Source organism: uncultured Kushneria sp. (genome assembly GCF_947497025.1).
Taxonomy (GTDB): Bacteria; Pseudomonadota; Gammaproteobacteria; order Pseudomonadales; family Halomonadaceae; genus Kushneria.
On the sequence record NZ_CANMFC010000002.1, the window covers coordinates 183,350 to 196,495 of the forward strand.

Here is a 13,146-nt window from a genome sequence, read left to right on the forward strand (position 1 = left end):
GGAATGGCCCTCAAAAAATCTCAGCTCTATCGCTCCCTCTGGCAGTCCTGTGACGAGTTGCGCGGCGGTATGGACGCTTCACAGTACAAGGACTACATCCTGACCCTGCTGTTCATGAAGTACGTCTCGGACAGAAAGGACTCGTTGATCGAGGTTCCTGAAGGGGGCAGCTTCGCCGATATGCTGGCGCTCAAGGGCGACAAGGAGATCGGCGATAGGATCAACAAGATCATCGGTCGACTGGCCGAAGCAAATGACCTCAAGGGCGTCATTGATCAGGCGGATTTCAACGATGAGACGAAGCTGGGTTCGGGCAAGGACATGCAGGATCGGCTTTCAAAGCTGGTCAGTATTTTCAATCAGCTCGACCTGGGCGCCAACCGCGCCGACGGTGACGACCTGCTGGGTGATGCCTATGAATACCTGATGCGCCACTTCGCTTCCGAATCCGGCAAAAGCAAGGGGCAGTTTTATACGCCGGCGGAGGTTTCCCGCGTCATCGCCCAGATCGTGGGGATCGGTCAGAACACCCGTCAGGACGAGACGCTCTATGATCCGACCTGCGGGTCCGGCTCGCTGCTGCTGCGCGCCGCCTACGAGGCGCCACAGGGGATGAGCATCTACGGCCAGGAGAACGACAACGCCACCTGGGCGCTGGCCAGAATGAACATGATCCTGCACGACTACCCGACCGCCGAGCTGTGGCGTGGCAATACACTGTCGCAGCCCTGGTTCAAAAGTAGCGATGGCAGCCTCAAGACCTTCGATTACGCCGTGGCCAATCCCCCGTTCTCGGCAAAATCCTGGACCAACGGCCTTGACCCGGCCAACGACGAATTCGAACGTTTCGAACTTGGCACGCCACCGGCCAAAAACGGGGACTACGCTTTTCTGCTGCACCTGGTCAAGTCGCTCAAGTCCACCGGTCAGGGCGCCATTATCCTGCCCCACGGCGTGCTGTTTCGCGGTCATAAGGAGGCGGACATCCGCCGCAACCTGATCCGCCGCGGCCTGATCAAGGCCGTGATCGGGCTGCCCGCCAACCTTTTCTACGGCACCGGCATTCCCGCCTGCATCATCCTGATCGACAAGGCCGGGGCCGCTGAGCGTCGTGATCCGGACAGCGGCGGTATCTTCATGTGCGATGCCAGTCGTGAGTTCATGAAGGATGGCAACAAGAACCGCCTGCGCTCCCGCGATATCCACAGAATTGTCGATACCGTCAATCATCAGCGCAACGTGCCGGGCTACGCCCGCCGGGTACCACTAGCCGAGATTACTGGCGATAAAAACGAGTTCAACCTCAATATCCCGCGCTATATCGATGCGGCCAATAAGGAAGACGAGCACGATCTTTTTGCCCATCTGAACGGCGGCATTCCGGAGCGCGACATCGATGCGCTCCAGGAGTACTGGGAGGTGCTGCCCGGGTTGCGCGCCTCGCTATTCAAACAAAGTGAGCGCGCAGGCTACCTGGCCGCGGCGCTCGAGCCGCAGCAGGTCAAGGCCACGATACTGGCGCATCCGGAGTTTCAGTCCTTCGCCCAGCGCGTGAGTCGAATCATCAATAACTGGCAGTCGGCCCACTGGTCACTATTGAGGGAACTGGCACCCGGCGTTCAGCCTCGCCAGGTGATCCATGAAATCGCCGAAGACCTGCTGGCGCGATTCACTTCGATAGCGCTCTTGGACCGCTACGCCGTTTACCAGCGGTTGATGGATTACTGGGCCGAGGTGATGCAGGACGATGTCTACCTCGTCGCTGCCGACGGTTGGCAAGAAGCTGCCCGCCCGCGCGGCGTGATCGATGACAAGGAGCGCAAGATCAAGGAAGAGCCCGACCTGGTGGTCGGCAGCGGCAAAAAGGCGAAAAGATACAAGATGGACCTGATCCCGCCCGGATTGTTGATAAAGCGCTACTTCGCCGATGAACAGACCCGGCTTGAAGCCTTGCAGGCAGAGGCCGAGAACGCCACACGCTCTCTTGAGGAGTTCATCGAAGAGCAGGAAGGCGAAGAAGACCTGCTCAGCGAAGTCAAAAACGACAAGGGCAAGGTGACCAAAACCGAGATTCCCAAACGTCTCAAGGTGCTCAAGGGCGAAGCGGAAAGCGACGACGAAATCGCCGCACTCAGGCAGTGCCAGAAGCGTCTGAACGCTGAAGCCGCGGCCAAAAAGGCCGCCAAAGAGGCCGAAACCGCGCTGCATCATGCTGTGCTGGCGCGCTACGCGCAGCTCAGCGAGGCGGAAATCAAGCAGCTCGCCGTGGACGACAAATGGTTGACGGACATCCGCGCCGCCATCGAATCGGAAGTCGAGCGTATCACCAACCGCCTGGCATCCCGCGTGCGCGAGCTGGAAGAGCGCTATGCCCAACCGCTGCCCGGCATCGAGCGCGAAGTCGAGGCGCTGGCGGCGCGCGTCACGGGCCATCTGGATACCATGGGAGTGCGGGTAGATGTCTGAGCGCAGCGATCGCGACCGGGCCGAGGGCGTGCGGGAGGCAGCGGTGTTTTATGCAGCGGCTTCGGCTGAGAGGCAACCTGATTCGGTGCCGGCTGGGTATAAGCGCACCGAGGTGGGGGTAATTCCGGAGGATTGGGATCAGGTTCGCGTGTCTACTTTGGCCAAGGTGAGAGGGGGGAAACGCCTACCGAAAGGCTATTCACTTATAGAATCTCCGACTCCTCATCCTTATATACGAGTTGCCGATATGCAGCCGGGAAAGGTGGATGGAGCAAATGTAAAGTTTGTGCCTGAAAAAGCCTTTCATGCGATCAAAAATTATAGAATTTATAAAGACGATATATTTATCAGTGTGGCCGGAACTCTTGGCATGGTTGGAACCATCCCAAATTACCTTGACGGAGCCTGCCTCACCGAAAATGCGGATCGGATAACCGATATCAATTGTAACCGATACTATTTAATGTATTGGTTAATGTCTGAACCAATTCAGAGAGTTATTGATTCAATTCGAACAGTCGGTGCTCAACCAAAGCTAGCGCTTGGCCGAATTGCAAAATTTGATATTGCTATTCCGCCGGACCCGGAAGAACAAGCCGCTATCGCCAAAGCCCTATCTGACGCCGATGCGTTAATCGAATCGCTTGACCGCCTGATCGCCAAAAAGCGCGCTATCAAACAGGGGGCCATGCAGCAACTGCTCACTGGCCAGACTCGGTTACCGGGCTTTACCGGAGAATGGGAGGCGAAGCGGCTGGAAGAAATTGGAGTCTTTTATAAAGGTCAGGGCATTCGACGCGACGATGTAAGTGAAGAAGGTGTGCCATGCATTCGTTACGGAGAGATTTACACCCGATACGACAACTATGTTACGAATCCAGAATCTCGCATTCCAAGAAATATAGCTCTTTCTGCCTTCCCTTTGAAAACCGGCGATATTCTTTTTGCCGGATCTGGTGAAACTGCAGAGGAGATAGGAATGTGCCTAGCCTATTTGGGAGAAAGTTCAGCTTTTGCCGGCGGAGACATTGTTATATTGAGACCTCATTATGGTATCTCCGCTTATCTTGGACACTTGCTGAACCATCCCTCGATAGCCCAACAAAAAGCCCGGCTTGGACAGGGTGATGCGGTTGTTCATATAAGCGCGCGTAATCTTGCACAGATTGAATTGCGGCTACCCCGAGCAGATGAACAAACCGCTATCGCCAGCGTCCTCTCCGATATGGACGCCGAAATCGAAGCCCTGGAACACCGCCGCGACAAGGCCCGCCAGATCAAGCAGGGCATGATGCAAGCGCTCCTCACCGGTCGCACGCGACTGGTCGAGCCAGAGGCCTACCCATGAAGCCTAGCGAATTGATTCTCTACCGCAGCGACGATGGCCAAGCGCAGGTTCACCTACGCGCTGACGGCGATACGGCCTGGCTGACGCAGGCCGACATCGCCGAGCTGTTTGAAACGAGTAAACAAAACGTCAGCCTGCATGTTCGTAACATATTGAATGAAGGCGAGCTGTTGGCAGAGTCAGTCATCAAGGAATCCTTGACAACTGCTGGAGACGGTAAACGCTATCGTGTCAAGTGGTATAACCTGCCGATGATTCTGGCAGTAGGGTATCGCGTGCGCTCCCCGCGCGGTACGCAGTTTCGGCAGTGGGCGACGGCGCATCTGAACGAATACCTGGTGAAGGGCTTCGTGATGGATGATCAGCGCCTGAAGGAGCCCGGCGGCTGGGATTACTTCGACGAACTGCTGGCCCGCATTCGCGACATTCGGGCTTCGGAAAAGCGCTTTTATCAGAAAGTGCGCGATCTGTTTGCGCTGTCCAGCGACTACCAGCCGAAAGATGCGGAAGCCGCTCTTTTTTTCGCCGAGGTACAGAACAAGTTGCTCTATGCCGTGACTGAACGTACCGCGGCGGAAATCGTGGTCGAACGGGCGGATTCGTCCTCGCCGAATATGGCGTTGACAAGCTGGAAAGGGACGCGGGTTCGCAAACAGGATGTGGTGACGGCCAAGAATTATCTCGTGGCCGACGAGATCGAGACGCTGAACCGGCTGGTCACCCTGTTTATCGATCAGGCCGAGCTGCGCGCCAGGGATCGCCGGGATTTGACCCTCGATTACTGGCGCGACAATGTCGATCGTCTGCTGGCATTCAGTGAACGCCCGATTCTCGATGGCGCCGGCTCAATAAGTGCCGAACAGGCTCGACGGGTAGCGCATCAGCGATACGAAACCTTCGACGAACAGCGGAAAAAAGTGGAAGCGGAGCAGGCAGACAAGGATGATCTCGAAGCGCTTCAATCGATAGAGCACCATTTGCGGCAGAATAACAAACAGTGAATCGTCTGGCAGCGCCATTGTGCAGATGGGTCGCCTCTGGTGGCGTTTTCTTGATCGGGTCTTGAACGTGGCCTGACCGTTGCATCATGTATGCCCTTTGGGGCTAATAAAAACAGTGGGTTATCTGGTTTCGGCGGATGGTATTTTCTTGATCGGGTTTTCATCGCCGACAGATAAAGCAAAAGGTTTCACTATGGGGGCAGGGGCATGAGAAGCGATATCGGTCAGCGAGAGCGTCAGACCCAGCAGGCAGTGCTGCACTATTTTCAGGAAACGCTGAATTATCGCTACCTGGGCAACTGGAAGGATCGCGAGTCCAACCGCCCCATCGAAGAGACGCTGCTGCGTGACTGGCTCAAGCAGCAGGGCCATGACACCGGTCTGATCGGCAAGGTGGTTCGCGAGCTGGATCAGGCGGCAGCCATTAGTGGCAGTAGAACCCTCTACGATGCCAACCGGGCGGTATACAGTCTGCTTCGCTACGGCGTGAAGGTAAAACCCTCGATCGACTCGCAAACGGTCACCGTCTGGCTGATCGATTGGCATACCCCGGAAAACAACGATTTCGCTGTCGCCGAAGAGGTGTCAGTAAGCGGTCCGAGCGCCAAACGCCCGGATGTGGTGCTCTATGTTAACGGTCTGGCGCTGGGGGTACTGGAACTCAAGCGCTCGACGGTTTCGGTCACCCAGGGCATTCGTCAGAACCTCGACAACCAGAAAGCCGATTTCATCCGCCCCTTCTTTGCAACCAACCAGTTGGTGATGGCGGGCAACCCCAGCGAAGGGCTGCGCTACGCCGTGATCGATACGCCAGAGAAGTACTGGCTCGAGTGGCAGGAACAGAATCCCGAGTGGTCGCCCCGGGCACCGGTCGAACCGAAAACGCTCGCCCCCTGGGATCAGGGTCCGCTGTCGAAACTGCATGAGCAACTGGGCTGGCTGTGCAACAAACCGCGCTTTCTGGAGATTCTGCACGACTTTATCGTCTTCGATGCCGGCATCAAGAAGACCTGCCGTCATAATCAGTACTTTGGCGTACGGGCTGCACGCGATTTCGTGCGCCGGCATGAAGGCGGCATTCTCTGGCATACCCAAGGCAGCGGCAAGTCGCTGACCATGGTGTGGCTGGCCAAATGGATTCGCGAGAACGTGGCCAATGCTCGCGTGCTGATCATTACTGATCGCACCGAGCTGGATGAGCAGATAGAAAAGGTTTTCAAGGGCGTCGATGAACATATTTACCGCACCCGTAGCGGTGCCGATCTGATCAGCGTTCTCGGCCTCGATAAAGAGTGGTTGATCGGCTCGCTGATTCACAAGTTCGGTGCCTCCGAGGAAGGCGATGTGGATGCCTTTCTTCAGGAGGTGCAGGGCAATCTGCCCGATGGATTCCATGCCAGGGGCAAACTTTTTGTTTTCGTGGACGAGTGCCACCGAACCCAGTCCGGCAAGCTGCACGATGCCATGAAGGCGTTACTGCCCGATGCGATGCTGTTGGGCTTTACGGGTACGCCGCTGCTCAAGGCGGACAAGCGCAAGAGCATCGAGGTCTTTGGTCCTTACATCCATACCTACAAATACGATGAAGCCGTACAGGACGGCGTTGTGCTTGATTTGCGCTATGAGGCCCGCGACATCGATCAGCACGTAACGTCACAGGAGAAGATCGACCAGTGGTTCGAGGTCAGGACCAAGGGGCTCAACGATTACGCCCGCGCACAGCTCAAGAAACGCTGGGGTACCCTGCAGAAGGTTCTCAGCTCACGGGACCGGCTGGAAAAGATCGTCGCCGATATCCTGTGGGATATGGCGACTCGAGATCGTCTAATGAGCGGTCACGGTAACGCCATGCTGGCCGCGGGCAGCATTTACTCGGCGTGTCGGCTTTTCGAGATGTTTCAGCAGACGGAGCTGAAGGGAAAGTGCGCCATCGTGACGTCCTATGTCCCTTCCACCGCCACGATCAAGGGGGAAACCACCGGCGAAGGTGAAACGGAAAAGCTGCACCAGTACGAGATTTACCGGCGTATGCTGGCCGCTCATTTTGACGAACCCATGGAAACGGCGCAGCACAAGGTAGAGACCTTTGAAAAAGAGGTGAAAAAACGTTTCATCGACGAGCCGGCGCAGATGAAGCTGTTGATCGTGGTGGATAAACTGCTGACCGGCTTCGACGCACCGCCGGCGACCTACCTCTATATCGATAAATCGATGCGCGATCACGGCCTGTTTCAGGCCATCTGCCGCGTCAATCGGTTACACAGCGAGGACAAGGAAGTCGGTTATGTAATTGATTACAAGGATCTGTTCAGATCGCTGGAGCAGTCCATCCAGGACTATACCGGCGGTGCCTTCGATGCGTTCGACGCCGAGGATGTGCAGGGGCTACTGGAAGATCGTTTGGAAAAAGCACGAGAGCGTCTGGAAGAGACCCGCGAAGCGGTCAAGGCGGTTTGCGAGGGGGTAGAGCCGCCTGCGGACAGCGCCGCCTATCGGCGCTATTTTGTGGGGGCAAGCAACGACCCGACGCTTCAACAGGAAAACGAGCCGCGCAGGCTGGCCCTTTACAAGCATGTTGGCGCCTTGCTGCGTGCCTGGGCCAATCTGGCCAATGAGATGGAGCAGGCGGGCTACAGCGAGGCCGAAGCGGCGACCGTGCGCGAGGAGGTCACCTACTATGAAAAGGTACGCGAGGAGATCAAGCTCGCCAGCGGTGACTACATCGACATGAAGCTCTATGAGCCGGCCATGCGACATCTTCTGGATACCTATATCCGCGCTGACGAGAGTGAGAAGCTCTCAGCTTTCGATGACATGACGCTGGTGGAGCTGATTGTCGAGCGCGGGGAAGAGGCCGTTGAGGCGCTACCAGAATCGATATCAGGTAATCAGGAGGCGATGGCGGAAACCATCGAAAACAACGTTCGTCGTCTGATCATCGATGAAATGGCAGTAAACCCGAGATATTACGAAAAGATGTCCGAGCTGCTGGACGCGCTGATCGAACAGCGCCGCCAGCAGGCCATCGAATATCGGGAATATCTAAAAAGGGTTGTCGAACTGACACGCCAGACAACACAGCAGCAAGCAGACAAGCGCTACCCCGCAGGTATCGACACCCCGGCTATCAAGGCGCTGTATGACAATCTTGGCGAAAATGCGACATTGGCGATACGACTGGATGATCGTATTCGCTCGGTCAAAAGAGCGGACTGGCGTGACAACGCCTTCAAGGTGAAGGAGCTTCGTAACGCTGTCAGCAATTTCCTTGATGCCGAAGTACGCGAGCAGGGCGGCGCCGATATTGATACCGTCATGGCGCTGATAAAGGCGCAGCATGAATACTGAGATCGAGGTGAGCGGTATCCGCGTCGATATCCACCGCAAGCCAATCAAGAACCTCCATGTCGGTGTCTATCCACCGGACGGTCGCGTGCGTGTCGCGGCGCCCGAGCGCCTGGACGATGAAGCCGTGCGTTTGGCCATCGTCTCTCGCCTGAGCTGGATTCGTCGCCAGCGCCGTGGATTCATCGAGCAGACGAGAGAGTCAGCGCGCGAGATGGTGACCGGAGAGAGCCACTATTTTCGCGGCCGTCGATATCGGCTCAACGTTCTGGAACAGAGGACGCCCCCGGACGTTCGGATCGCGGGTAGACATACGCTTGAACTACGTGTGCCTCCGGATAGCGAGACCCGGTATCGCCGCAACGTTCTTGAGCGCTGGCACCGTGATCAGCTGTATCAGGCGATACCCGATTTGATAGAAACCTGGTCACCCATCGTCGGTGTCGAGGTAGCAGAATGCAGGGTCAAGCGTATGAAAACACACTGGGGCTCCTGCAATATTGCAGCCCGACGCATCTGGTTGAATCTTGAGCTGATTCGCAAGCCACCCAAATGTTTGGAATACATTTTCGTCCATGAAATGGTTCATCTGCTGGAGCGCCATCACAATGAGCGTTTTCGCCGGCTGATGGATACGTTCATGCCGGATTGGCGCCTGCGCAAGGACGAGTTGAACAAGGCGCCGCTGGCTCATGAAAAGTGGGATTACTGACTTAGGGAAAACCTCTTTGACGTCTCAACGTCACTGATCCGCCGCTGGCTGGGTGATGCTGCCGGCCAGTACGGTCAGGTATAGACGACGCGGTAGTCATCATCGCCGCGGCTGTCGTTACGGTGTCCTACACTGAAAGCGTCTGACAGCCCTTACAACGCCGGATACGCGAGCCCTGCGCCCATGACCTCGACCTTTTTGCGTGACGCCATGATCGAGCGCCTGGGGTCGGCGCGTACCGATCAAAACCCCGGCCCCTTCCCCCGTGACGGCCTGGTCAGAAACATCCACGGCGATTTCACCCCGATGATGTGCGGCGGTATCAGCGCGCTGTTGCTGCAGATGCTGCACCCGCTGGCGCTGGCCGGTATCTGGGACCATTCGCGCTTTCGCGAGGACATGATCGGGCGGCTCAGGCGCACCAGTGATTTCATTGCCACCACCAGCTTTGGCACGTTCGAGCAGGCCGAAGCCGCTATTGCCCGCGTGCGGCGGGTCCATGAGTACGTGAAGGGCCATGCTGCCGACGGTCGGCCCTACGCCGCCGATGATCCCGACCTGCTGGTGTGGGTCCATGTGGCCGAAATGAGCCGCTTTCTCACCGCGCACCTGCGCTATCGTAATCCACACCTGAGCCACACCCAGCAGGATCGCTACTTCTTCGAGACCGCCTGCATTGCCGAGGCACTGGGCGCACGCAACGTACCGGACAGTCGCGCCGCGGTAGAGGATTATTTCGCGCGGACGCGTCATGAACTGGTCTGTGATGCGCGCACCAGGGAGGTCATTGAGGTGTTGCTGGATGCCCCGCCGCGCAATCTCGTGCTGCGTCCGGCCGGGGCGCTGTTCATGCGCGCCGGCATCGATCTGTTGCCCGACTGGGCTGGTGAAATCCTGGAATTGAAGATGTCGCGCCTGCAGCGACGCATGGTGCGCACCGGTATCAAAAGCGCGATGCCGATGATCAGTCGAGCGGTCCGAAGCGGCGCCTATCAGCGCACGCTGGTGCGACTGCAAAAAAATGACGGGCAAGCGAAGGGCTAGAGAAAGGGCCAGGGCTAGCAGGGCTAGGGAAAGGGCAGAAGGGTCGGGCACCGGCTGCCCGACCCAACGGGCATTACTCGGCGGTAGACACTGGCGCCGAGGTATCGCGGCGCACCTGGTCGATCCTGAGCATGCGCGCGATGACCCTGTCGAGCTCCTCCTGCTCGAAGATCTTCTTCCAGTCATCCTTGAGGATATTTTCACGTCCGTAGTCGATGGCGATCATGCAGGCATCCGAGAACGGGTTGGTGCTGCGAAACGCCACGGCCAGTGCAATCTGGATATGGCCGTAGAGCATCGCCTCGGCCGCCTCCCGGGCCACGCCGGTGCGCGCCACCGTTTCATCCAGCGCTTCCTTCATGAAAGTGCCCACCATGCAGGCCACGGTCTCCACCAGCGTCGGCTCGAGATAGGCCAGCTGTGTGACGGTCATCCAGTGCACCTTGTCGACCGGGCCATACATCCGGCGAATCACCGTCTCAAGTGAGGCGCGCTCTGCCTCGCTGCCCTGTTCAAAGGCAGCCGCCACCGACTGTGTGGCGGCACTGCCGCCAAAGGCGTCGGCCCACTCTTCGTCGCTGCGACGCTCCAGAAACACCGACGGGTGGCAGGGGTGCGCGACGGCGTAGTGAATCTCGTCGCGCTGATGCAAAAGATTGGCATACGCCGCCGCCGGGTCCAGCGTGAGCACCGTGGCGCCGACCTTCATGCGCGGCACCAGCTGTGCGGAGACCCTGCCCAGCACGATGTCGGGTACGGCCAGAATCACCAGATCGCAGCGCTCGATGACCTGCTCGATGTCGCTGACCTCTCGCCCGAGTTCACGCATTGTCTCCTGCGCGGCGGGAGCATTTTCGCAGTAATAAATGTGGCTACTGCTGCCTTCAAGATTGGCCGAGATGCGCATGCCCATCTTGCCGCCGGCACCTACCAGCGCGATGTGCTGATACAGGTTATCCATGATGACTCCTTAAAAATGTCATGTTGTGACGGGTCCACTGCGCTTCCAGCGCACAGGTACTCGCTTCATCCTGCTGCCAGGGCAGCCAGTGTTCGATAATCTCGTTGATACCACGCGCCTCGGGGCTCACCGCCTCACGCATGGCCTTCAGCGGTAAAAGCCCGTCGCCCAGCGGGCAGCCGGTCAGCTGAAAGCCGACCCAGCCCGGCGCGCGCGAGAAGGCAAAGTCCTTGATGTGCAGATTGACCACCCGCGAAGCCGTGCGCGCGATGACCATTTCGGGCAGCTCGAGTGCCGCCACACAGTTACCCGGGTCCAGACAGACCCCGATGTGCTCATCATCGATCGTCTCGATCACCTGCATCAGCGTCTCGACGCTGACCTGCTCGTAGGTTTCGAGTGCCAGCGTGACCTGCTGCTGTCTGAGCGCCGGCAGGATCTTTTCGAGTCGCTGCAGGGCCTGCTCAAGCGTCGGGCGATCCTCCCCGGCATACAGCATGCTGCGAATCAGACGCACATCGAGCAGACGGGCCAGCGCCAGATAGCGCTCGAGATGCTCGGGCGCGATCCCGCGGGTGCCCAGCTCCAGCACGATATCCAGTGCGCGGGCCCGGTCGCGCAGCGCCGTGAGTCGCGACTCATCAAAGGTCTCGATCGCCGGGTAGTCACAGATCTGAAAGACCTTCCCACCCAGCGCGGCGGTCTCTTCCAGCATCGCCTCCAGCGTCATGGGCGTTTCGACCTGTTCTGATCCACGCCAGAAAAAGGCGTAGGTACTCAATCCAGTGGCCATGGGGTCTCGGGGGTAAAGGGGTCAGTGGGCATGGACGCCGCCAGGCATGCGCGCTCCCGAGTCGGGCCGGGGCACGCGGCTGATCGCCAGCATCAAAATCCCCGACATCAGCATCAAACCGCCAACCACGAACATCGGCACGGTGTAGCTGCCGGTCAGGTCATGGAGGGCACCGGTGAGATAGCTCGACGAGAACCCGGCCATGTTGCCCACGGTGTTGATCAGCGCCACACCGGCGGCCGCCGCGGCACCATCCAGAAAACGCGTCGGCAGGGTCCAGAAGTTGGGCAGGGCGGCAAAGATCGAGCAGGCCGTCACGGTAATCACGGCCACGGTGGCGGCCGGGGAATCCATGTAAAGCGCCAGCGGAACACTTACGGCACCGGTAAAGGCGGGCAGCGCGATATGCCAGCTGCGCACGCCGCGTCGGGTGGCATCGCGTGACCAGAGATAGAGCACGATGGCGGCCGGCAGATAGGGAATCGCAGTGATCAGGCCCTTTTGCATCAGATCGAACCGGGTGCCGAACTGCGCTTCAAAACCGCCAATGATGGTGGGCAAAAAGAAGGCGAGTGCATAAAGCCCGTAGATGAAGCCGAAATAGATCAGCGCCAGCGTCCAGACCCGGCCGTTGGTAAAGGCCAGCTTCAGCCCCTGACGGCCGTGATCACCGCCGCTTTTCTCGCGGGATTCACGGGCCAGCTCCTCGGTCAGCCAGCGTTTTTCCTCCACGCTCAGCCAGCGGGCATCGGCCGGGCGGTCCACCAGATAGAACCAGGCAACGATGCCCATGACGATCGCCGGGATGGCCACCCCGAAGAACATGAAGCGCCAGCCGGCCAGACCGAAAAAGACCCCGTCATGCTGAATGAGAGACGCCGCCAGCGGCGCGCCGATCACGGTGGTCAGCGGCTGGGCCAGGTAGAAAAGCGCCAGAATGCGACTGCGATAGCGCGCCGGCACCCAGAGACTCAGAAACAGGATCGCCCCCGGGAAAAAGCCGGCCTCGGCCACGCCGAGCGCAAAACGCAGCGCATAAAGCCCGTTAGCGCTGTCCACCCAGGTAAAGAGCAGGGCGACCACGCCCCAGCTCACCATGATGCGGGCCAGCCACTTGCGCGCGCCGAAGCGATGCAGGGCCATGTTGCTGGGCACTTCCAGCAGGATATAGCCCAGAAAGAAGATGCCGGAGGCAAAGCCGAACTGCGCCGCACTCAGGGCCAGGTCGCTGTTCATGCCATTGGGGGCGGCAAACGAGATCGCGGTACGGTCGAGATAGTTGATGAAAAACATCAGGGCCACGAAGGGCACCAGGCGAATGGCGACCTTGCGAATGGCAGAAGCTGCCACAGCGTCATTGGGCGCGTGAGACATGATCATGTCACTCCCGCTGCCGTCTCAACGGCAGTTAACCGGCATGAATGGGCAAAAGTCCTTCGCGGATGCGATCGACTTTATGAAAGCCTGGCCAGGCGA

9 protein-coding genes are annotated in these 13,146 nt (G+C 58.6%); 6 read left to right on the plus strand and 3 right to left on the minus strand.

Features of this window, described 5'->3' with window-relative positions; genetic code table 11:
• Positions 1 to 3 precede the first annotated feature (3 nt).
• The 6 genes from Q0931_RS04150 to Q0931_RS04175 all read left to right on the plus strand — a co-directional run bounded on the left by Q0931_RS04150 (position 4) and on the right by Q0931_RS04175 (position 9,916).
• Positions 4 to 2,466, plus strand: coding sequence for a class I SAM-dependent DNA methyltransferase (locus Q0931_RS04150; protein ID WP_299257581.1), 2,463 nt, complete (start codon positions 4 to 6; stop codon positions 2,464 to 2,466).
• Positions 2,459 to 3,814, plus strand: a complete 1,356-nt coding sequence (locus Q0931_RS04155) for a restriction endonuclease subunit S (protein WP_299257583.1) — start codon at positions 2,459 to 2,461, stop codon at positions 3,812 to 3,814. The genes Q0931_RS04150 and Q0931_RS04155 overlap by 8 nt, the downstream gene beginning before the upstream one ends.
• On the plus strand, positions 3,811 to 4,815 hold the full coding sequence (locus Q0931_RS04160; RefSeq protein ID WP_299257585.1) for a virulence RhuM family protein: 1,005 nt from the start codon (positions 3,811 to 3,813) through the stop codon (positions 4,813 to 4,815). Before Q0931_RS04155 ends, Q0931_RS04160 begins: the two co-directional genes overlap by 4 nt.
• 207 nt (positions 4,816 to 5,022) lie before the next feature.
• Positions 5,023 to 8,163, plus strand: a complete 3,141-nt coding sequence (locus tag Q0931_RS04165; RefSeq protein ID WP_299257587.1) for a type I restriction endonuclease subunit R — start codon at positions 5,023 to 5,025, stop codon at positions 8,161 to 8,163.
• Positions 8,153 to 8,872: a SprT family zinc-dependent metalloprotease gene (locus Q0931_RS04170; protein WP_299257589.1), complete on the plus strand. Its 720-nt coding sequence runs from the start codon at positions 8,153 to 8,155 to the stop codon at positions 8,870 to 8,872. The genes Q0931_RS04165 and Q0931_RS04170 overlap by 11 nt, the downstream gene beginning before the upstream one ends.
• A 183-nt stretch (positions 8,873 to 9,055) precedes the next feature.
• Positions 9,056 to 9,916 (plus strand): oxygenase MpaB family protein, encoded by an 861-nt coding sequence (locus Q0931_RS04175; RefSeq protein ID WP_299257591.1) that lies wholly within the window; start codon positions 9,056 to 9,058, stop codon positions 9,914 to 9,916.
• Positions 9,917 to 9,989: 73 nt separating this feature from the next.
• Here the strand turns inward: Q0931_RS04175 and Q0931_RS04180 are convergent, their stop codons facing one another.
• The 3 genes from Q0931_RS04180 to Q0931_RS04190 are packed head-to-tail and all read right to left on the minus strand — an operon-like array spanning position 9,990 to position 13,050.
• Positions 9,990 to 10,877 carry a phosphogluconate dehydrogenase C-terminal domain-containing protein gene (locus Q0931_RS04180; protein ID WP_299257593.1) on the minus strand — a complete coding sequence of 296 codons (888 nt, stop codon included), beginning with the start codon at positions 10,875 to 10,877 and terminating at the stop codon, positions 9,990 to 9,992.
• Positions 10,870 to 11,670 carry a TIM barrel protein gene (locus tag Q0931_RS04185; RefSeq protein ID WP_299257595.1) on the minus strand — a complete coding sequence of 267 codons (801 nt, stop codon included), beginning with the start codon at positions 11,668 to 11,670 and terminating at the stop codon, positions 10,870 to 10,872. Before Q0931_RS04185 ends, Q0931_RS04180 begins: the two co-directional genes overlap by 8 nt.
• Before the next feature lie 21 nt (positions 11,671 to 11,691).
• Positions 11,692 to 13,050 (minus strand): MFS transporter, encoded by a 1,359-nt coding sequence (locus Q0931_RS04190; RefSeq protein WP_299257597.1) that lies wholly within the window; start codon positions 13,048 to 13,050, stop codon positions 11,692 to 11,694.
• Between the last annotated feature and the right edge of the window lie 96 nt (positions 13,051 to 13,146).

Bases quoted from the DNA above. Each gene is read 5' to 3' on its own strand.
- Q0931_RS04150 (WP_299257581.1), top strand. From the start codon at position 4: ATGGCCCTCAAAAAATCTCAGCTCTATCGCTCCCTCTGGCAGTCCTGT.
- Q0931_RS04155 (WP_299257583.1), top strand. From the start codon at position 2,459: ATGTCTGAGCGCAGCGATCGCGACCGGGCCGAGGGCGTGCGGGAGGCA.
- Q0931_RS04160 (WP_299257585.1), top strand. From the start codon at position 3,811: ATGAAGCCTAGCGAATTGATTCTCTACCGCAGCGACGATGGCCAAGCG.
- Q0931_RS04165 (WP_299257587.1), top strand. From the start codon at position 5,023: ATGAGAAGCGATATCGGTCAGCGAGAGCGTCAGACCCAGCAGGCAGTG.
- Q0931_RS04170 (WP_299257589.1), top strand. From the start codon at position 8,153: ATGAATACTGAGATCGAGGTGAGCGGTATCCGCGTCGATATCCACCGC.
- Q0931_RS04175 (WP_299257591.1), top strand. From the start codon at position 9,056: ATGACCTCGACCTTTTTGCGTGACGCCATGATCGAGCGCCTGGGGTCG.
- Q0931_RS04180 (WP_299257593.1), bottom strand. From the start codon at position 10,877: ATGGATAACCTGTATCAGCACATCGCGCTGGTAGGTGCCGGCGGCAAG.
- Q0931_RS04185 (WP_299257595.1), bottom strand. From the start codon at position 11,670: ATGGCCACTGGATTGAGTACCTACGCCTTTTTCTGGCGTGGATCAGAA.
- Q0931_RS04190 (WP_299257597.1), bottom strand. From the start codon at position 13,050: ATGATCATGTCTCACGCGCCCAATGACGCTGTGGCAGCTTCTGCCATT.